This is a genomic window from Pedobacter humicola (assembly GCF_056490705.1).
Map to the genome: position 1 here is coordinate 60,908 of NZ_JBWJIG010000014.1, position 22,485 is coordinate 83,392.

The 22,485-nt window shown below is 41.3% G+C and carries 14 protein-coding genes; 13 read left to right on the plus strand and 1 reads right to left on the minus strand.

The genetic code is table 11. From position 1 onward, the window contains the following. Window positions 1-120: 120 nt before the first annotated feature. The 4 genes from AC04Q1_RS20030 to AC04Q1_RS20045 all read left to right on the plus strand — a co-directional run bounded on the left by AC04Q1_RS20030 (window position 121) and on the right by AC04Q1_RS20045 (window position 7,038). Entirely contained in the window at window positions 121-1,650 is a 1,530-nt protein-coding gene (locus tag AC04Q1_RS20030) for an arylsulfatase (RefSeq protein WP_478366340.1), read from the plus strand. 206 nt (window positions 1,651-1,856) lie between these two features. Continuing rightward, window positions 1,857-4,580, plus strand: a complete 2,724-nt coding sequence (locus AC04Q1_RS20035; RefSeq protein ID WP_478366341.1) for a GH116 family glycosyl hydrolase — start codon at window positions 1,857-1,859, stop codon at window positions 4,578-4,580. Between the two features lie 6 nt (window positions 4,581-4,586). Continuing rightward, window positions 4,587-5,180: a hypothetical protein gene (locus AC04Q1_RS20040; protein ID WP_478366342.1), complete on the plus strand. Its 594-nt coding sequence runs from the start codon at window positions 4,587-4,589 to the stop codon at window positions 5,178-5,180. A gap of 82 nt (window positions 5,181-5,262) precedes the next feature. After that, window positions 5,263-7,038 (plus strand): aminopeptidase P family protein, encoded by a 1,776-nt coding sequence (locus tag AC04Q1_RS20045; RefSeq protein WP_478366343.1) that lies wholly within the window; start codon window positions 5,263-5,265, stop codon window positions 7,036-7,038. 135 nt (window positions 7,039-7,173) lie between these two features. Here the strand turns inward: AC04Q1_RS20045 and AC04Q1_RS20050 are convergent, their stop codons facing one another. Then, window positions 7,174-7,485, minus strand: a complete 312-nt coding sequence (locus AC04Q1_RS20050) for a hypothetical protein (RefSeq protein ID WP_478366344.1) — start codon at window positions 7,483-7,485, stop codon at window positions 7,174-7,176. Here AC04Q1_RS20050 and AC04Q1_RS20055 point away from each other — a divergent pair. The 9 genes from AC04Q1_RS20055 to AC04Q1_RS20095 all read left to right on the plus strand — a co-directional run bounded on the left by AC04Q1_RS20055 (window position 7,484) and on the right by AC04Q1_RS20095 (window position 22,456). Beyond that, entirely contained in the window at window positions 7,484-10,240 is a 2,757-nt protein-coding gene (locus AC04Q1_RS20055; RefSeq protein ID WP_478366345.1) for a DUF5695 domain-containing protein, read from the plus strand. The two genes, AC04Q1_RS20050 and AC04Q1_RS20055, sit on opposite strands and share 2 nt — an antisense overlap. Before the next feature lie 580 nt (window positions 10,241-10,820). Further along, window positions 10,821-12,218 (plus strand): aminopeptidase P family protein, encoded by a 1,398-nt coding sequence (locus AC04Q1_RS20060; protein WP_478366346.1) that lies wholly within the window; start codon window positions 10,821-10,823, stop codon window positions 12,216-12,218. 344 nt (window positions 12,219-12,562) lie between these two features. Next, window positions 12,563-14,233, plus strand: a complete 1,671-nt coding sequence (locus AC04Q1_RS20065) for a M1 family metallopeptidase (protein ID WP_478366347.1) — start codon at window positions 12,563-12,565, stop codon at window positions 14,231-14,233. Between the two features lie 306 nt (window positions 14,234-14,539). After that, complete coding sequence (locus AC04Q1_RS20070) at window positions 14,540-15,457, plus strand: dihydrodipicolinate synthase family protein (RefSeq protein WP_478366348.1); 918 nt, start codon at window positions 14,540-14,542, stop codon at window positions 15,455-15,457. A gap of 14 nt (window positions 15,458-15,471) precedes the next feature. After that, on the plus strand, window positions 15,472-17,058 hold the full coding sequence (locus AC04Q1_RS20075) for an aldehyde dehydrogenase (NADP(+)) (RefSeq protein ID WP_478366349.1): 1,587 nt from the start codon (window positions 15,472-15,474) through the stop codon (window positions 17,056-17,058). Further along, window positions 17,051-18,052, plus strand: a complete 1,002-nt coding sequence (locus AC04Q1_RS20080) for a 4-hydroxyproline epimerase (RefSeq protein ID WP_478366350.1) — start codon at window positions 17,051-17,053, stop codon at window positions 18,050-18,052. Before AC04Q1_RS20075 ends, AC04Q1_RS20080 begins: the two co-directional genes overlap by 8 nt. 16 nt (window positions 18,053-18,068) lie before the next feature. Beyond that, window positions 18,069-19,310, plus strand: coding sequence for an NAD(P)/FAD-dependent oxidoreductase (locus tag AC04Q1_RS20085; RefSeq protein ID WP_478366351.1), 1,242 nt, complete (start codon window positions 18,069-18,071; stop codon window positions 19,308-19,310). A gap of 376 nt (window positions 19,311-19,686) precedes the next feature. Further along, window positions 19,687-20,589 carry an AraC family transcriptional regulator gene (locus AC04Q1_RS20090; protein ID WP_478366352.1) on the plus strand — a complete coding sequence of 301 codons (903 nt, stop codon included), beginning with the start codon at window positions 19,687-19,689 and terminating at the stop codon, window positions 20,587-20,589. Window positions 20,590-20,785: 196 nt separating this feature from the next. Further along, window positions 20,786-22,456, plus strand: a complete 1,671-nt coding sequence (locus AC04Q1_RS20095; RefSeq protein WP_478366353.1) for a DUF885 family protein — start codon at window positions 20,786-20,788, stop codon at window positions 22,454-22,456. The last annotated feature ends 29 nt before the right edge of the window (window positions 22,457-22,485 follow it).

Below are 22,485 nucleotides of genomic sequence, written 5' to 3' on the forward strand. Positions count from 1 at the left end.
AAATGGGAAGCGATTTAATGTTTTGTAAGGACATATGATGTTTTTGGTTGAAAAACTGAATAAAGATGATATCAAACCAAATAATTAAGGAACAGGCTCAAGCCTGTTAAATAAATGCTTATGATAAAGACAGTTGCATTACTAATGATAAGCGGGATGCTGGTTACCCAATCTTTTGCGCAAAAAGCAAAAGCTAAACCCAATATTGTATACATTCTTGCTGATGATTTGGGCTATGGTGAACTCGGTAGTTATGGGCAGCAAAAAATAGAAACCCCTCATCTGGATGAGCTGGCCAAACATGGCAAACGTTTTACCCAACATTATGCTTATCCGGTTTGTGCACCTTCGAGGTATGGCTTGATGACGGGCATCAACTCAGGTAAGGCGTTTATCCGCGGTAACCATGAGTGGGGAGAACGTGGTGATGTATGGAATTTTAAGGCCATGGAAGAAAATCCTTTTCTTGAGGGCCAGTACCCGATTCCTGATTCGACTGTCACCATTGCCAAAGTATTAAAAACTGTGGGTTATAACACTGCATTGGTAGGGAAGTGGGGCTTGGGAAGCCCGATGACCGCCGGCACGCCAAACCGGCAGGGCTTTGATTATTTCTATGGTTTTATCTGCCAGCGACAAGATCACACCTATTATGGTGGACATTTATGGGAGAACGAGACACGGGTTCCCCTTGATAATAAAATTGTAGATCCCGATGTTAAATTCCCCGCCGATCTTGATCCGCTCAACGAGAAAAACTATGAGCGATATCAGCAAAACGATTATGCCCCGGATTTTCTGATTAAAGCGGCACTCAATTTTATCGGAAAGAATAAGAACAAGCCCTTCTTTTTGTATTATGCAAGCCCACTGCCACATGTATCATTACAGGCACCCAAAACAATGGTCGATTATTACCACCAAAAGTTTGGTGATGAAAAGCCCTTTTTAGGTGGTTCTTATTTTCCTTGCCGTTACCCCCGTGCTACTTATGCCGCAATGATTACCTTACTCGATCAACAGGTGGGGCAATTAATTAAAAAACTGAAAGATGAAGGTGTGTATGATAATACCATCATCATGTTCTGTGCCGATAACGGAACAGCATTTAATGCGGGGGCTGATCCGGTATTTTTTAACAGCAACGGCCCTTTTAAAGGAGAATATGGCTGGGGCAAAGGCTTTGTTCGGGAAGGTGGCATCAGAGAGCCTTTTATTGTATCCTGGCCAGGTAAGGTAAAAGAAGGATCAACCAGCGATCTGATTTCCTCGACACTTGATATGATGCCCACATTTTGCGAGCTGTTGAATATCAAATTACCAACAGGGATAGATGGATTAAGTATTCTGCCAGCCATTTTAGATAAAGGGAAACAGATCCAGCATGATTACCTGTACTTCGAATACCCCGAATATGGTGGGCAACAGGCCATCCGAATCGGCAATTGGAAGGGGGTAAGGTTAAACATGCTGAAAGGAAATGATGCATGGACGTTATACGATCTGACAACCGATCTGAAAGAACAAAATGATGTATCTGCAGATCACCCCGACATTGTAAAACAGATGGTAGCCATTTCAAAAAAAGAACACCATACACCATTGATCAAAAGATTTGAAATACCGGTATTGGAAAAGGAAAAGCAATAATTGTTTAATCTTTGGCGTAAAAACAGTAGATATCAAAGGCAATAAATTGAACTCAATTGGCAAATTATTCCCTTATTTTGGAATGTTAGGCATGCTGCAAAAACAATATTTATATTGCAGGTAACATAACCAAATACAATATTTTCACGGCATTCGGTCTTTTATTGCTCATTTAATGACGATCATCCCTAAAATAAGCACAACAGATGAAAAAAACATCCCATGAAAGAAGAGATTTTATCAAGAAGATAGGCATCCTTGGCCTTGGATTAACTGCAATACAATTTCCCGTTTGGAGCAAGAGTATATTTTCCGCCACATATCCGCTCCACAATATCCCGGAGGATAAAGGATTGGATAGAAAATGGGTTAAATCGCTGTTTGATCGGGGTGAGCCAACTATTTATCTTAAAAGTAAAAATGAGTTAAAGTATATAGGAATGCCTGCAGGTGGTTTGCACGGCGGTACAGTATATGTTGGTGGCGATGGCAGATTATGGCTATGGCAGATTTATAATGAAACTTTCGAAGGTGCCCACGAGGGAATAGATCCAAAAACGGTTAACTGGAACGATGGTGAAACTGTGCGTAAAATTAGGCCCAGGGATGGCTCGGCTTATGTAGAACCCACAATTGCAAATAATAAGCGCGTATTGGAACAGGGTTTTGCGGTAAAGGCCACAGTTAACGGCAAAACCATCATTAAAGAACTGAATGAAGACCATTGGGACGAAATTAGTTTTAAAGCTTCTTATCCAATCGCTGATATTTGTTATTCCAGTACAGATTTCCCAATCGAAGTTAAACTAAAAGTATATTCTCCATTTATTCCGCTGGATGCAGATCAATCAGCCCTTCCGGCAACAATTTTAAGAGTAGAGGTTTTAAATACCGGCAAAACGCCAATTGATATTGGCCTGATAGGCTGGATGGAAAACGGGACAAACAAACTCAGCGCAAAAGTCAATAGCGGGCAGCGCAAAAATAGTATAGCTAGAAATGGCAATGCCACCAGCATCGTATCTGCATTCGAAACTGATCATGAAGAATTGAAAGCTACCGGCGATCACGGTACGATGTGTTTTACACTACATCAGGCACAAGGAAATGCTATTGCGTCGTTTAGCCCATGGCCGGTAAATAACAATCATTTTAATTCAGATGAGAACCAACCAACGGCCATTGCCTTAGCACCCGAAAAACTTGTTGGTGGTATTAGTATTAAGAAAATACTCGCGCCAGGGAAATCATTAAAAGCAGATTATTCGGTAAGCTGGCATTTTAATAACGTTAATCCAAGGCTTAAAACGCTGGTTAAAAATGCCGAGGGCGGTTATTGGTATGGGCGAAAGTTCAAAGATGCCAAAGCGGTATCCGATTTTATCATTACCAATTTTAATGCGCTTACCAGCACAACAGAATTGTGGAGCAATACATGGAACAACGCTACCTTACCACACTGGTTTTTAGAGCGCACTTTTGTTAACATTGGCACGCTGGCCACAGCAAATACATACCGTTTTGCAGATGGTCGCTTTTGGAGCTGGGAAGGTGTTGGCGCATGTGCAGGCACCTGTACCCACGTGTGGCAATATGCCCAGGCCGTTGCCAGAATTTTTCCTGATCTGGAAAAAAATCTTCGCGAGAAGGTAGATTTAGGCGTAGGCTTTAAAGAAGACAGTGGGGCTATTATTTTTAGGGCTGAGAACGAAAGTAGACCGGCTATTGATGGTCAAGCAGGCACTGTGCTCCGCTTTTATCGGGAGCACCAAATGAGTATAAACAATACGTTTCTTAAAAAAAACTGGACTAAAATTAAAAAAGCAGTTCAGTTTATGCTGGATCAGGATAAAAATGGAGACGGCATGACCGATACACCAATGGAAAATACTTTAGATGCGGTATGGGAAGGAGAAATTGCATGGATTGTTGGGCTCTGTATCGCGGCAGCAAGAGCTGCGCAGGCTATGGCTGAGGAAATGGGTGATACTAAATTCGCGAAAACTTGTGAAAATTATGTAACTAAGGGGCGCGGGAACATGGAAAAAGAACTGTTTAATGGAGAATACTTTATCCACCGCCCTGATGCGGTACAGGGGCGCGCAAAATTGGGTTCTTACAATACCTGTCATATCGATCAGGTATATGGCCAGAGCTGGGCCTTTCAGGTTGGTTTACCCAGGGTTTTAGATAAAGAGAAGACAGTTAAAGCCCTCCGGGCACTTTGGAAATATAATTTTACAATGGATGTTGGCCCCTATATCAAAACGCATACCGGAGGTCGCCCCTATGCACTGCCAGGTGAGGGAGGGATGGTCATGAATACCAATCCCCGTAACGAAAGTAAACCTTTTGGCGAAAATGATAGCTGGCAGTTGGGCTATTTTCACGAATGTATGAGCGGTTTTGAACATCAGGTAGCGGCACACCTGATGGGGGAAGGAATGATTAGTGAATCATTGATTTTAACCAGGGCCATCCACGATCGCCACCATGCCGCAAAAAGAAACCCGTTTAACGAAATTGAATGTAGCGACCACTATGCAAGGGCGATGGCCAGTTATGGTACCTTCATTACGGCCTGCGGATTTGAATATCATGGCCCAAATGCTTTTATTGGTTTCGCTCCTAAATGGAATAAGGAAAATTTTAGGGCACCCTTTACTTCAGCTGCAGGCTGGGGTACCTATGAACAACAGAAAAATCCAACAGGGCAAAAGCATAATCTCCACTTAAAGTATGGCGAACTACAGTTACAGCAGATAAAATTTGAAAAAATTGGGAGACAGGAGGTTATAGCGGTATCCGTTAAACATCAAAATCGACATGTTCCGGTAAAATTAAACCAAAAAGATCATGTGTTGCTATTAACATTCAATGAAAAGATAACAATGAGATTGAATGATACCTTAAATATTATTTTTAGTTAACCTGGCATGAAAAAATCAATGAAATCTTTGGAATTAATTTGCGCGCTGATGGTTTTGGGCGTATTAATGTTTCTGTTTAGTTGTGTAAAGTCAATAGATAAAAGTGCAGCACAAAACGAAGTTGTAACAAGTACAGATTGGAAACCTGAGTTAGATAAAAAGATTTTGATGTTGGGACATCGGAACTGGATACTGATTGTAGACAAGGCCTTTCCAGAGCAAAATGCACCTGGAATGGAATATTTATACGCCAATGATGATCTACTACCTGTATTAAAAGAAGTGTTCACAAAACTTGAACAATCCGGTCATGTAAAACCAGTAATTTATCAGGATAAAGAATTGGGTTATATAACAGAAGCACAAGCCAAGGGAGTTAAACAATTTGTAACCAGGTCCAAATCCATTTTTGGCAGTTCAAAGGTGCAAACCCTGTTACATGATTCTGTATTCAAGAAACTGGATCTGGAATCTAAACTATTTAAAGTTTTAGTCATTAAAACCAATGAAACAATCCCTTATACTTCTGTTTTCTTACAGCTGGATTGTGCCTATTGGAACGGTGAAAAAGAAAAACAGCTGCGCTTAAATATGCGGTAATCTGAACAGCATTTTGCGATGACATTCTTTGCCCGATTTGAGCAGAGAAATTTATCTTTGGCCAATAAAATTCTTCCTTAACATGACCTACTTAGAGAAACTGCAGGCCTTGCGTAAGCTAATGGCTGCCCAAAATGTAGATGCCTATATTATTACCGCTGCGGATCCTCACATTAGTGAATATTTGCCAGCACATTATAAAGCTATCCCTTTTGCCTGCGGTTTTACGGGGTCGGCGGGTACATTGGTAATTACACAAAGCTTTGCGGGCCTATGGACGGATTCGCGGTATTTTAGTCAGGCAGAAAGCCAATTAACCGGCACAGGTTATGAATTGGTTAAATTAAAAGTACCCCACACACCCGAATATATGGGTTGGCTGCTCGAAGTATTGCCCGAAGGTGTAAAAGTAGCCTTTAACCACCAATTGATTACAGTAGCATTGGCGATCGAGATGAAGCAACATCTGCAGGCGCGGGCGATTGAAGTAGCCGATTTCGATTTTGTAAGTGCCATTTGGACCGATAGGGTAGAGCTGCCGCGGGAAAAGGCTTATTTAATTGGTGAAGATGCCACTGGCTTGAGTATTTCGGCTAAAATTGCTGAAACAAGAGCAGCATTGAAAACAAATGGTGTGGCCTATCATTTTATTTCATCCCTTGATGATATGGCGTGGCTTTTTAACCTAAGGGGATCTGATGTAACATACAACCCGGTTGCCTTAAGTTTTGCATTGATTACACTTGATGAAGCAAAACTCTTTATTGATCAAGCAAAATTGTCGAAAATCGACATCGATACCTTGAATAAGCAGGGGGTAACTTTATATCCCTACAATGATATATCGAAAGCATTGCAGGCTTTGCCGCCAGATGCCTCTGTTTTTATTGATCCAAAACGCACCTGTTTTGGCTTGTATCAATGCTTGCCTAAAACAGCTCAGGTTATTTTTGGGATCAATCCAACCACGCATTTAAAAAGTTTAAAGAACGACACCGAGATTAAGCACATCCGTAAAGCCATGCTGCAAGATGGCGTAGCCCTAACCAGGTTCTTTAAATGGATGGAAGATAGGCTGGGGAAAGAAAAAATTACAGAATGGTCGGCAGCAGAACAGTTGGCTGCGTTTAGGGCCCAGCAGCAATCTTTTGTCGACTTAAGTTTTAATACCATTGCAGGTTACAATGCCAATGGCGCGCTGCCGCACTATAGCGTAACCGCAGAGAGCGATCAGGAAATTATAGGCGATGGCTTGTTTTTAGTCGATTCAGGAGGGCAGTACCGATATGGCACCACCGATATTACCAGGGTCATGCCCATCGGTAAAGCTTCAAAAGAACAAGCCGATGATTATACCTTGGTGCTTAAAGGACTTATTGAAGGCTCAAAATTGATTTTTCCAGAAGGTACAAAAGGGTATCAGATCGATGCCATCTGCAGAAAACCACTGTGGGATTATACCATTAATTTCGGGCATGGCACGGGGCATGGCATCGGCTTTTTTCTGAACGTACACGAAGGGCCTCAGAATATTAGCCCTGCCAATGTAGATATAGCCTTTAAACCGGGCATGGTAACTTCTATCGAACCTGGTATTTATCGGCCGGGCCAACATGGTGTACGGATCGAGAACCTGGTTTTGTGTACTGCGCACAGTAACGGGGAGTTTGGTGCCTTTCTTGCTTTCGAAACCTTAACACTATGTTTTATCGATACCATTATGATAAATAAAACACTTTTGGAATCACATCAGTTAGCCTGGTTAAATCAATACAATCAAATGGTTTTCGATCGGCTTCAGCCTCTGTTGTCAGAAGAAGAAGCGGAGTGGTTGAAGGTAAAATGTAAGCCGATTTAAGGATTGTCTTGGGCATCATCATCCGATCGCTGCCCAGCTTGGATATTAAGATTGCTTATGTCTTATAATGACATTACTTAAATAGTAGATATCTGTGTTTGTTTACCACATAAGGAATATAAGGGGCATATAAGCTTACATGTTCTCATATTCCTTATATGGTGAATCTTTCGCGTAATTTGCGGGAACCACTTCGTTCATCACACATCCGCTATTCGCTAAATTTTCTGCAACACACCAACCTTCAAATCTGCGCCATTTGTGCAATCTGCGGAAACCCATTCTTTCGTCGCACTTTTCGCTAAGCGCGCTCCGACTCCCGCTTACCAACTTCCAGTAATTACACCAATCCTTTACCAATTTTGCGCTATTTTTAAGATCGGTGCCCGGTTTATCTTTTAAAGTATATTTTTGATTGTCCCAAAACACTTGCTCCCTCATCATCATGACCATCAAATTAAAAAAAATATCAATAATTACTTTTAAAGCAATATTTTGCTGCATCCTGGCTCTACTTAATCTTCAGGTAGGTTTTGCGCAATCACCATGGATTGCCCTAGGCAAAAAGCCTTCCACATTAGGACTCGAAAATGGGTTTTCGACCTTTAACGCCGGAGCTTTTAACCTGAAACTGGTGAAATCCTCACAAACGGTGGCTAGCCTTCAACCTAAGTTGGTTAAGGATTTCGACTTCGTACCCAGCGACAGTTTAAAAGTGCGTAGTTCAGATGGATTATACCATTTGGGCGATATCAACCTGAAACTGCGGAACGTTGGTGAAGAAGCCTGGAAAAGTTATAGCACAGCCACAAAACGGAGCGCTGTTAAAAATATTCCAATTGGTAAAAGTGGATTTGCAGCAGCCGATCTTGCCGCAACACTTCCGGCCGACATTCCTTTACAGGTGAAGCGGATCTGGGAAATGCAAAACGGAAAACTGGTGCTGCGTTTCGAACTTAAAAACAAAACCGATAAAAATGTAGAAGTTGGTGCATTGGGTATCCCAATGATTTTTGATAACATTTTAGAGGGCAGAACATTGGAGCAAACCCACGCTAAAAATGTTTTTTACGATCCTTACATTGGTAAAGACGCCGGGTATCTACAGGTTACCCGGTTAAGTGGTCACGCGCCATCATTGTTGGTGTTGCCAGTGGGGCATACGCCTTTCGAGGCTTACAATCCCTTAAATGATGACAAAACGCCAAGAGGAATTGCCTTTGAAGGTTTTTACGAGTGGATGGTATACAGTAAGGCTTATGCCGGAAATGAATGGAAAAATGCCGAACAATGGAATACACCAACATCAACCATTTTAAAACCTGGTGAAACTAGGAGTTATGCCCTTCAGTTTATCCTTTCAGGTACTGCTAAAAATACCGAAAGTAAATTGATCGAAAATAAACGACCCGTAGCCATATCGGTTCCAGGTTATGTATTGCCGCGCGATGTAGATGCCAAATTATTCGTCAACTATCCTAAAAAAATTAAATCCATTCAGGTTCAACCCGAAAATGCCTTAAAAGTGAATGCATTAAGTACCACTAAAAATGGTTGGAAGAGTTATGCCGTAAAAGGAAATACCTGGGGCAGGGCAAGGTTATCCATTACTTATGAAGATGGTCTGGAACAGACTATCAATTATAAGGTAATTGAGCCTGAAAGTGAAGTCATCGTCAGTTACGGCCACTTTTTAACCACCAAACAATGGTTTAATCAGCCTGATCCCATTTTTAAAAGAAGTCCATCTGCCATTACCTACGATGACGAAAAAAAGCAACAGGTTACGCAGGATAACAGGGCATGGATTGCAGGTTTAAGCGACGAGGGTGGGGCAGGCTCCTGGCTGGGTGCCATTATGAAACAATTGGTTCATCCGGAAAAGGAAGAGGTAGATAAGTTGAAACAATTTGTTGATACTGTGATGTTTGGGCGGATTCAGCTAAAGGAAGGACCTCAGAAGTATGGAGTGAAAAAGAGTTTGTTTTATTATGCCCCTGATTCGCTGCCCAAAGATACTTATTCAGCAAACATTAACTTTAAAACCTGGTCGGCATGGCCAAAAAAGGAAGCCGACAATTTGGGCAGATCTTATAATTACCCCCACGTAGCGGCCGCACATTGGGTGATGTACCGCCTGGCCCGCAATTACAAAGGTTTGGTAGATGAGCAAAGCTGGAAACAGCATCTGATTGATGCAGCCGAAACCGGTATGGCCATGGTTAACATTGCACCATATTATGCACAGTTTGGCCAGATGGAGGGCACCATATTTTACCTCATCTTAACCGACCTTAAAAATGAGGGATTAACCGAAGAGGCTGATAAGCTGGAAGCTGAAATGAAAAAACGTGCCAATCATTGGCGTTCGTTACAATATCCTTTTGGAAGTGAGATGCCTTGGGACTCTACAGGTCAAGAAGAAGTTTATGTCTGGTCGAGCTATTTTGGCTATCAGGATAAAGCAAATGTAACACTCGATGCCATATTGGCCTATATGCCGGTAATACCGCATTGGGCTTATAACGGTAACGCCCGCAGGTATTGGGATTTCCTTTATGGCGGTAAACTTTCCCGTATCGAAAGGATGATCCACCATTATGGATCGGCATTGAACGCTATTCCGGTATTAATGGATTACCGTAAGCACCCTGACGATTTTTATCTGTTGCGTACAGGTTACGGAGGCTTATTGGGATCAATTTCCAATATCACCAAAGAGGGTTTTGCGCCTGCAGCCTTTCATGCCTATCCATCCACCTTAAAAAACGATGGCATCACTGGTGATTATGGCTCTGGCTTTTTTGGTTATGCTGTGAATACTTCATCGTACCTTTTACTACATCCAGAATTTGGTTGGCTGGCTTTTGGGGCTAATCTGAATAAAACAGGCAATACCATCAGTGTTAAATTAACCACAGCCGCAAAATCGTCGGTTTATATCGCACCCGCCGGGCTATGGATTACCCTTGATGCTGGGACAATTGATGAGGTTGATTACAATACCTCAAATGGCGAAATTCATTTAAAATTGAACAAAGCAAATGAATATTTAGATCAGGCAGTATTAAGGTTAACCCAATCCGCCAAAATTAATGGTGTAAGTACTTATGCTGTAAAGAATGCTCACAAGAATGATAGAGGAGCATACCTGCTTCCACTTTCGAACACGCATAGAACTGAAATCATCCTTCAAAAATAATATCAATTCATCTGCTTTCAGGGCCTCGTAAAATAAAATTTGCGGGGCTTTATGTTATAATAAATTTTGATAATCAATGTAATGTAGGCTTGATTGATTGTACTAATGTATATAAACTATTTCTATGAACTGTATATCAGTTCATTAAATTTAAAAATAACATTTTATAGGCGTATTTGATGAGTATAAAAGCGCATATTGGTTTTATTTATTTCTCTATAGATACTTTATATAGGGTATTTTAAAGATTTGTATTTCAAATCTCTATAGTGTAAATAGTAATATAGTCCATTTATATCATTTTTATTGTTCCTCGTTTGCAACGAGGAAGGATTGAGAAAGACGATTGTATCGCCTATTAGACAGTTTCTTTAGCATCTGGCTGGTGGCTTATCAGCCATTTTGTTTACCGTAGTTTGTGCAGATTTTACCCATATTTTTCGCTAACATGAAATTTATTGTGATTTTTGTGCCATAATCTTAACTTATAATTTGCAGATACAACCCATATTTTAGCCAGTTGGCTCAATCTTTATCGAATAAAGATTGCTTTTGGGATATTTGCCTAACTCATAAAAACATGTTTGAAAAGAAAGTTTACGTCCAACGGAGAGCAACGTTAAAATCAAAAATAAATTCGGGAATATTACTCTTTTTGGGTAACGAAGACAGCCCGATGAATTATAAAGACAATACCTATCACTTTAGACAAGACAGTACTTTTTTATATTATTTTGGAATCAGCGAACCCTTATTGGCGGCCATTATCGACCTGGATACAGACGAAACCATTCTGTTCGGAGACGAAATGGGTATCGACGATATCGTTTGGATGGGCAGGCAGAAAACGCTTGAAGAAAAAAGCCAGGATGCAGGACTTACCAAAGTACTTCCTTTAGACAAATTAGATGCCTACCTTAAACAGTATCAGGAAAAGAAAAGAAGGGTTCAGTTTTTACCGCCTTACCGTTCAGAAAATAAAATAAAACTGGCCAACTGGTTTAACCTGCCTATTGATCAGCTGAAAGAAAAGGCCTCTATTGAATTTATTAAAGCTGTGGTAGCGCAACGATCAATCAAATCGGTAGAAGAAATTGAAGAATTAGACCGTGCTGCGGCCATTTCTGCCGATATCCATTTAATGGTGATGCAACAGGCAAAACCTGGTATGTACGAACGTGAGCTTGCAGCCAAAATCCAGGGAGCGGCTTTGGCTTCAGGAGGTAATTTAGCCTATCCTGTGATTTTGACTGTGCGCGGTGAAATTCTGCATAACCATTATCATGGCAATCAACTACAGGAAGGACAATTGGTTTTAAACGATTCTGGTGTGGAAACTTCTTTAGGTTACGCGGGCGATCTTACCCGTACTTTTCCCGTAGGAAAAAAATTCAGTACCGTCCAAAAAGACATTTATGATATTGTATTAAATGCTTATACCCATGCCAAAAATCTGCTGGCGCCAGGTGTAAGGTATCTGGATGTGCATCTGGCCTCGTGTAAGATGTTGGCACAGGGCTTGAAAGATCTTGGTTTAATGAAAGGAAATATTGACGATGCCGTGCAAGTGGGTGCACATGCTATGTTTTTTCAGTGCGGAACCGGCCACATGATGGGCATGGATGTACATGATATGGAAGATCTGGGTGAGCAATACGTAGGTTATACCGATGAGCTAACCAAAAATACTACGCAGTTTGGATTAAAATCCTTAAGGTTGGGTAAGGCACTTGAGGCAGGTTATGTATTAACGGTTGAACCTGGTGTTTATATCATTCCAGAGCTGATCGATCGCTGGAAAGCCGCCAATCAGTTTACAGAATTTATCAACTACGATAAATTAGAACAATTCAGAAACTTTAGCGGGATCAGGGTGGAGGACGATTTCCTGGTTACCGAAAAAGGAAGCCGGATGTTGGGCAAACATTTGGCCTTAACTACGGATGAAATTGAAGCGATTAGAGCAGAAGCTTATTAATAAGATTGGTATTTAGAATAATCGCGGTTTTTATTTTGGAGCGCAGGGCCTTTCGCTTTTTTTGTGTGAGTTCCTGCCATCCGCTTTACCCCTGTGCTAATGCAGTGCCAACTGATCGATAAAGCATCGGGATGCCCGCTGCCGTCAGGGCTAAAAACATTGGGCAGAAGTACAAAATTTTAAAAACCTGTTTTGAGCAAAAACCAAGGTTATATAAACCTGATAGGACGGATTCCGAAATTTATCTGGGGGGAGAGGTAGCAGGACTGTAATAACCAATGAAACACTGCCATTGCTTTTCAAATGAATAATACACTATTTCAATATTATAACCGGCAAAAAATATGAAAAAACTAACATCCCTAACCGTACTCTTCTTAACCTTTAGTGCCATGCTCTTTGCTCAGGCTCCAAAAAAGGTCTACACTTTGGCCGATACCTTAAGGGGAAGTCTGAATGCCGAACGTACCTGGTGGGATGTACAACGTTACGAACTTTCGGTTAAGCCCGATTATAAAGATAAAAGCATCACCGGTTCGAATAAAATCGTTTATAAAGTAATCAAGAATAACAATGGCAGCATCCGTATGCAGATCGATCTGCAGGAACCATTAATTATCGACAGTATTTTATATAATGGAAAAGCGAAGTTAAAATTCGAACATGCTGGCAGTGTTTGGTATGTACATGTTCCTGCACAGAAGTTATCGGCAACAAACAACGTCCATATTTTTTACCACGGCAAGGTGCACCAGGCAAAAAGAGCACCATGGGATGGCGGTTTTATCTTTACCACCGATTCGCTTTCACGTCCATGGATGACGGTGGCCTGTCAGGGTTTGGGTGCTTCGGTATGGTACCCGAATAAAGATCATCAAAGCGATGAACCCAATCTCGGGGCTTCTTTAACCATGACGGTTCCTGATACATTGGTTGCTGTCGGGAATGGAAGATTGGTATTTAAAAAGGATAACCACAATGGCACCACCACTTATCAGTATAATGTTAAAAACCCGATCAGCAATTATTGCATTATCCCGTACATTGGTAAGTATGTTAATTTTAAAGAGAAATATGCTGGTGAAAAAGGTACGCTGGATGTGAATTATTGGGTACTCGATTACAATTATCCAAAGGCGAAAACCTATATGCCCGATCAGGTACATAAGATGATGAAGAGCATGGAACACTGGTTTGGTCCCTATCCCTTTTACGAAGACGGTTATCAGCTGATCGATGCTTCACATACCGGGATGGAACACCAATCGGCAGTTTCTTATGGCAATGGTTACAAATTTGGATACAGAGGCAGGGACATGTCTGGCGATGGCTGGGGACTGAAGTGGGATTTTATCATCATCCACGAAAGCGGTCACGAATGGTTTGGCAACAATATTACCTCTAATGATCTTGCCGACATGTGGGTACACGAAGGATTTACCAATTACAGCGAAACCCTTTTTGTCGATTATATTTTTGGCAATAAAGCAGGCAATGAATACAATTTTGGCATTAGAAAAGGCATCCGGAACGATACGCCTATTATTCCCCCTTATGGTGTAAATGCACAGGGCAGCGGCGATATGTATCCTAAAGGTGGAAATATGTTGCACGCCATCAGACATAGTTTAAACAACGACGAACTTTTTAGATCGATATTGCGCGGCTTAAACCAGACTTTTTATCATAAAACCGTAACTACTGCACAGATCGAAAATTACATCTCGAAAAAAGCAGGATTTGATTTCTCAAAGGTTTTTGATCAGTATCTGCGCACGACCCAAATACCCTCATTCGAATATTACCTGAAAGATGGTAAAGCATTTTACCGCTACAGCAATTGTGTTAAAGGTTTCAACCTGCCATTGAGCCTTAAAAAAGATGGTGTTAAGACGCTTAAAATTGTCCCGTCGCAAAACTGGCAGCAGGTTATATTAGGCAAGGGACAGGAAGCTTTATTTACAGAGCAGGGCATCGAATTCATGTATTATTTGCAGGTGAAGAATACAAAATAGATTCGTTAAAAAATATATAAACGGCTGGATGTTGTTACTCAGCTGATTTGCTAAATGGTATTCTTCATTGAAGGGTACCATTTCTTTTTATGGCCATCACTACTATACCAATCCCGAACAATGGGGCTGATTCAAATGGCGCATTTATAACCAATATCGGTTAAAATCCAACAATCTTACTGCTTACCGATCTGCTAACTTTGATTATCGTTTAACAGATTGATCACTGATCATTTGATTAAACGGGGTTTGGCTGCTGCCAGATTAAGTTTTTGAATCATAATTTATAAAAAACATAATATTACAATGAGTATCAAATGGACTGGGGTTTTCCCTGCTGTAACAACAAAATTTACAGCAAATGATGAGTTAGATTTTCCGGCTTTCGATTTAAATATCGAAGCACAGTTAGAAGCAGGAGCTGAGGGGATTATTTTAGGCGGTTCGCTTGGCGAAGCCAGCGTTTTAACCGACGAAGAAAAATTCGGTCTGTTATCGCATACCTTAACCATAGTAAATGGCCGTGTTCCGGTTTTATTGAATATTGCAGAATCAACCACGAAAAAAGCAATCGAAGTGGCTAAAAAAGCCGAATCGCTTGGCGCACAAGGCCTGATGTTATTGCCGCCAATGCGTTATAATGCTGCTCCAGACGAAACTTTGGCCTTTTTCGGTGCCATTGCCGAAAGCACCAGCTTACCGATCATGATTTATAACAATCCGGTTGATTATAAAATCGAAGTCACCCTGGATATGTTCGAGGTTTTGACTAAATACGACAATATACAGGCGATCAAAGAATCAACCCGTGATGTATCGAACGTAACCCGACTGATCAACCGTTTTGGTGATCGTTTCAAAATCTTTACGGGTGTAGATCCATTGGCAATGGAAAGTATTGTAATGGGTGCACATGGATGGGTTGCCGGTTTGGTTGATGCTTTCCCGAGAGAAACGGTAGCCATTTTCAGATTGATCAAAGAAAACCGCATTTCCGAAGCCTTAACCATTTACCGTTGGTTCTTGCCTGTTTTAGAGCTCGATATCCATGCCAAATTGGTACAATACATTAAACTGGCAGAAGTAGCAACCGGATTGGGAACTGAAGCCGTACGTGCACCACGTTTACCGATAAGCGGAGCAGAAAGAGAAAAAGTGTTGAAAATTATTAACGATGCATTGGCTGTTCGTCCGGAATTACCAGCAGGTAGTTGGGGCAAATAGTTTAAAAACCAAATATGAACGGGAAAAATATTGTAGCAAACACTTATGTAGAAGTTAGTGAAAAAAGCCTTAAAGCTGTTAATCCTGCAACAGGATTAACGCTTGATGGTGAATTTTTCAAAGCAAGCAAAAGTTTGGTTGATGATGCCCTAACAGCAGCAACAGCAGCTTTCCAAAGTTATAGAAGTTTAAATAAAGACCTTAAAGCCGCTTTTTTAAATGCCATTGCCGATGAAATTGCCAGTCTTGGCGACGAGCTGGTGAACCGGGCATCTGCAGAAAGCGGTTTGCCTCTGGCCCGTTTACAGGGCGAACTAGGCAGAACAACTGGCCAGCTGAGATTATTTGCCAATTTAGTTGCCGAAGGCTCCTGGGTTGATGCGATAATTGATACCGCATTGCCTGACAGACAACCCTTGCCACGACCTGATATCAGAAGAATGCTGATCCCTATCGGGCCTGTGGTCGTTTTTGGCGCCAGTAATTTTCCCCTTGCCTTTTCAGTAGCAGGTGGCGATACGGCATCAGCCCTCGCATCTGGTTGCCCGGTGGTTGTAAAAGCACATCCTGCACATTATGGAGCCAGTGCCTTAGTAGGGGGAGCCATTATTAAAGCGGCAGAAAAAACGGGGATGCCAAAAGGTGTTTTTTCTTTATTGTACGATGATGGTTATACCATCGGTGCCAGTTTGGTTCAACATCCTTTAACTAAAGCGGTAACTTTTACAGGTTCGTTTAAAGGCGGTATGGCATTGATTAATCTTGCACAAGAACGGGAGCAACCTATTCCTGTTTTTGCCGAAATGGGGAGCATTAATCCGGTAATTTTTCTTCCAAAGGCAATAGAAGATCAGGCAGAAGAACTGGCAAAAAAATATGCAGCCTCTATTACCTTGGGCGCAGGCCAGTTTTGCACCAACCCGGGTTTAATGCTTGCCGTTCAATCGCCGGCATTAGAAAATTTTAAAACGAGTTTAAAGGAAAGTATTTCTACAGTTCCGTCTGCAACCATGCTCACCGAAGGTATTGCCAATAATTATGGGAAACTGTCGGCAGAGATTATTAGTGAAGGAGGTGTTGAACTTTTATCGGCTTCAACAATAAAAAACAATGAACTTCAGAACCAGTCTGAAGCAAAAATTGCACAGGTAAATGCCGCCGATTTTATCAAGAATCCAAAACTTCGGGAGGAGATTTTTGGTCCATATTCGCTTTTGGTGGTGGCTCAGGATATTGCCGAACTCGAAAGAGCCATTGAGGTATTGGAAGGGCAGCTCACGGTAACCTTGATGGCCGATAAGCAGGAACTTCAGCAGTATCAAACTTTGGTCAATAAGCTAACGGATAAAACCGGAAGGATCATTTTAAACGGTGTACCAACTGGTGTTGAAGTTTGTGCGGCCATGCAGCATGGCGGCCCATTTCCGGCAACCAACGACAGCCGTTTTACATCGGTAGGCGCTACGGCCATTCACCGTTTTGTACGTCCATTGGCTTATCAGGATTGGGAGCAGGAATTATTGCCGGATGAATTGAAAGATGGAAACCCGTTGGGGATTTTCAGAACGATAAACCAGAAATTAACGAAATCTCATGAGTAAAACTTTTTTTTGTGTAGATGCGCATACTTGCGGAAACCCGGTACGCCTGGTTGCTGGTGGTGGTCCTCAGCTTATTGGAACCAACATGAGCGAAAAAAGGCAGCATTTTTTGCGGGAATTTGATTGGATCAGAACAGGTTTAATGTTTGAACCCCGTGGACATGATATGATGTCGGGTAGCATTTTATACCCACCTCACGATCCGGCTAACGATGTTGCTGTATTATTTATCGAAACCAGCGGTTGCCTGCCCATGTGCGGTCATGGCACTATCGGTACCATTACCATTGCAATCGAAGAAGGATTGATCCAACCTAAAATTCCGGGCGTGATCAGAATGGAAGCCCCGGCCGGATTGGTATTGATCGAATACAAACAGGAAGGAAAAAAAGTTAAATCTGTTAAACTCAAAAATGTAGCTTCTTACCTCGCAGCTGAAGATTTACAGGTAGAATGCCCTGATTTGGGCATGCTTACTTTTGATGTAGCCTATGGCGGTAACTTTTATGCCATTGTAGATCCCCAGGATAATTTCCCTGGATTGGAAAACTATACGGCTTCTCAGCTCGTTACCTGGAGCCAGACCATCCGGAAACGCATTAACGAAAAATATACTTTTGTGCATCCTCAGGATCCAACGATAAATGGCTGTAGCCATGTGTTGTGGACAGGGAAAACAATCGACCCAACTTCTACTGCCAGAAACGCTGTTTTTTATGGCGATAAAGCCATCGACAGGTCGCCATGTGGTACCGGAACTTCGGCGCGTTTGGCACAATGGTATGCCAAAGGAAAGCTAAAACAGGGGGAAGATTTTATCCATGAGAGTTTTATCGGTAGTAAATTTATCGGTAGGGTTGAAGAGGTTGTCGATTTAAATGGTATCCAGGCAATTATTCCGAGTGTAGAAGGTTGGGCAAAAGTTTATGGATACAATACCATTAAAATTGATGCAGAAGATGATCCATACGCCTATGGATTTCAGGTGATTTAGTAAAAATTTAAAAAGAATGTCAAAAGTATTAATTATAGGCGGTGGAATTGTAGGCCTGACCTCAGCATATTATCTGCAGAAAAAAGGCTTCGAAGTAACCATTTTGGATAAGGGAGATATTACCGATAATTGTTCTTTTGGTAATGCGGGGATGATTGTGCCAAGCCATTTTGTGCCATTGGCCGCGCCGGGTATGATTAAACAGGGCATCAGATGGATGTTTAACAGCAAAAGTCCATTTTATGTGCGCCCATCATTAAATGGTAGTCTCATTAACTGGGGATTGAAGTTTATGAAACATGCTACAACAAAGCATGTTAACGCATCGGCCGAACCCTTACGCGATCTCTCTTTACTGAGCAAAAAGTTATACGAAGGTTTGGCTAAAGAACCTGATTTTAACTTCGAACTCACCAACAATGGCATCCTTGCTTTTTATAAAACAGAAAAGGCAGGAGAAGAAGAAGCACATCTGGCTGCAAGGGCCATTGAGCTGGGCCTGGATATGGCAGTGTTAAGCGTTGACGAATGTAAGACATTACAGCCCGATTTAAACCTGGATGTTCTGGGTGCAGTGCATTACCGTTGTGATGCGCATCTTTATCCCACAAAGTTGATGAATGCCCTGTTGAAGTATTTAACCAATAACGGAGTGCAGATTGAGCGTGGTAAAGAGGTTGATAAAATTGAAACTGAGGGCAAGAGAATCACAAGAGTTTTTACGGGCAACACTGTCTGGGAGGCAGACCAATATGTAATTGCCACAGGTTCATGGTCGCCTGCAGTAGCTAAAATGGCCGATTTAAATATATCGTTAATGCCAGGTAAGGGCTATTCCTTTATGGAAGCTGAACCTCAAAACCGTTTAACTATTCCGGCTTTATTGTGCGAGGCGAGGGTAGCCATTACACCAATGAACGGTCAGATCAGGTATGGTGGTACAATGGAATTGGATAAAATCAATAACAGGATCAATATGCAGCGGGTTAAAGGGATTGTAGAATCCGTGCCCAACTATTTCCCTGATTTAAAACCTGCCATTCCTGCCGAAAAAGATATCTGGTTTGGTTTCCGTCCCTCATCTCCTGATGGTTTACCTTATATCGGTAGAAGTGAAAAAAGAGAAAATTTAGTTATAGCCACAGGGCATGGAATGATGGGACTGAGTTTAGGGCCAGCCACAGGATTATTGGTGAGCCAGATTATTGCTGGCATGGCTACCGATTTAAAATTGGAACCCTTTTCGGTAGTTCGGTAATTTTATCGATAATATTAAGTGTGTTAGTTTGAACGTAGGCGACCTAAAGATGTCAGATTTTTAAAAACCTGACATCTTTTTTTTTGCTAAAAAAAAATCTTTATTTCGGCATAAATCCCTCAAATTAATCCTCAAAATAGCACTAAATCCTAAAATTCAAAAACTTGCAAAGTTTAGTTAAACGTTTTAGGAGTTGTGGGACAGGGTTTTAACTAATGATATAGTAGTGCTGATTCCGATCATTTTGTGCTAAAATCCGTCATATTTTATCAAATTGTAGCAGCATTTTAACCTTATTAATCTTTTCTTGGTTTTTTAGGGTTAATATCCTTACATTCAATTCATAATCAACAAACCGAACCTAACTAAACAAATCATGAAAGTATTACCATTTACCATGCTTGTGCCCGACGACAAGAGTGTGATATCGGAGCATATTGAATCGCCTTATTTTTATCAATACCTGCACCGACATGATGAATGGCAGATTACTTATATCGAAAAAGGAGAAGGAACATTAATTGCGGGTAACGATATGCATGCCTTCAGATCGGGCGATGTTTTTGTGATTGGCGCCAAGCTTCCGCATTTATTTAAAAGTAATCCAGAGTATTTTTCGGCCGACAACCATAAAACCATTAAAGCCTGTTCCGTTTATTTCAATCCCAATGGTATATTGGCAGCATTGTTCAATCTTCCGGAAATGAAAATGGCCAGTGCTTTTTTGGCTAAAAACAAACATGGATTTAAAATACCTGCCGCTTTCACCAAAAATATAATTACAAAAATTTTTAATGTACACCTGGCATCGGGGGTTGACGTATTGTTTAATTTTCTGAAGTTGGTAAATAGCCTTCAGGATCTGAATGAGAACGTAGAATCGTTATGCTCGGATATGTACTCGTCGAACGTTACCGAAAATGAAGGTATGCGTTTAAGCAAAATTATCAACTTCATTACAGAAAACTACAACAATCAGATCTCGTTAGAGGATGTGGCTAATGCAGCCTTCATGACCCCACAGGCTTTCTGCAGGTACTTTAAAAAGCATACCGGCCATACCTTCGTTTCTTTTTTAAATGAAGTGAGGATCAACGATGCCTGTAAAAGCCTTATTTCGGGCGAAAAAGCAGATTGCATTTCGGGAGTAGCTTATAAAGCTGGGTTTAATAGCATTACCAACTTTAACAGGGTATTTAAAAGCATTATTGGTCAATCGCCCAGGGCCTATATCGATACCTATAACAGCGTAAGCAGAGTGAGTTACATGGGCGCATAAGCCGCAGATCCATTTTATCTATTATTAAAATTAGCCATCTTTTCAGATGGAGGCAACCCTATTTGTAAAATTTAACCGATTCGAAATGCAGCTTAAGTACCCGTTTTTTGTCTTTTTATTAGTGATCAGCATGCTATCAAGCAAGGATGCAACAGCTCAATCGTCAAATACAAGTCTTTACGAACAAACTAGCGAGATGGGAACACTTATTGTGGGTTACCAAAGAGATGTAGACGCCATTAACGATTTCTATTATCCTTATACCCCGGGGGGGTATTATGCTTACCCGATGACTACCTTTAAAAGTCCTGAGCAAAGAAAACGACTTCAGGATATCAATAAGGATTATTTGCAAAAATTAAAGTCGGCATCTTTCGAAACTTTTAGTGTTTATGGGAAGGTAGATTATATTTTGCTTAAAAAAGAGATCGAATCGTCGGTTTGGCTACTAAATAAGGAAGAAACAGATTATAATGCACTGGCTAAGTATTTTACTTTTGCCGATTCCATTTATGCGCTCGAAAAGTTAAGAAGAAGAGGTACGTATAAAGAGGGATCTGCACTGGCAGCGCAGATGAGCGAGACGGCAAAACAGATTGATACCCTGAGTTTAAATTTTAAAAAAGGACGTAAACTCAAACCCGACCAGCTTAAAATGGCGGCCGAAATAACCTTTAGCTTAAAGCAGCGCTTAAAAGGCTTTTATCAGTTCTATAAGGATTACGAGCCAGGTTTTACCTGGTGGGCACCCAAACCTTATGAACGGCTAGATCAGGCTTTAATCAATTATGCAAAACTATTTACCGATAAACGCGATTCAGTTCCAGCTGTAAAAACAGATAAACCTGAAATAAAAGGAACGCCTATCGGGCGTGAGGAGTTGATACGGCAATTAAATGCCGAGCTAATTCCTTACACTCCCGAACAATTGATCCAGCTCGCCGAAAAAGAGTTTAAATATTGCGATGAGGAATTGTTAAAGGCATCAACGGCAATGGGTTATGGGAAAGACTGGAAAAAAGCACAGGAAAAAATTAAGAACAGTTATGTGCCACTGGGTAAACAAGCAGAACTAATTGTTAAACTACAGGATGATGCACTGACTTTTATAAAATCCAACGACTTGATCGCTATTCCGGCTTTGGCCGAAGAAACCTGGGGCATGGTAATGATGTCGGCCGAACGCCAGTTGGTGAACCCATTCTTTACAGGTGGTCGTGAAATCAGTATTTCCTATCCTACCAATAGCATGGAAGAAGACGATAAACTGATGAGTATGCGCGGTAATAATCCTTATTTTTCAAGAGGTACGGTACAACATGAGTTATTGCCGGGCCACCATTACCAATATTTCATCAATAACCGTTATAAAAGCTACCGCGAATCATTTAAAACACCATTTAGTGTAGAAGGATGGCCTCTATACTGGGAGCTTTTGCTTTACGATAAAGGTTTCGCCAAAACGCCTGAAGAAAAAATGGGCATGTTGTTCTGGAGGATGCACCGCTGTGCCAGGATTCTATTTTCCTTAAACTTCCACCTTGGTAAATGGACGCCACAAGAATGCGTCGATTTTCTGGTCGACCGTGTAGGGCACGAGCGGGCCAATGCGGAAGGTGAAGTACGAAGATCTTTCAAAGGCGATTATAGTCCTTTGTACCAGGTAGCCTACCTTACCGGCGGACTTCAGCTTTTTGCACTCAAGAAGGAACTCGTTGATAGCGGTAAGATGAGCTTTAAAGCTTTTCATGATGCCGTGATCAAAGAAAACCTCATCCCCGTTGAAATGATCAGGGCTACTTTAACCAACCAGCCCTTAACACGCGATTTTACCACTTCCTGGCATTTTTACGATCAGCTTAAATAAACCAACATAAAAATATACAACAAACAACC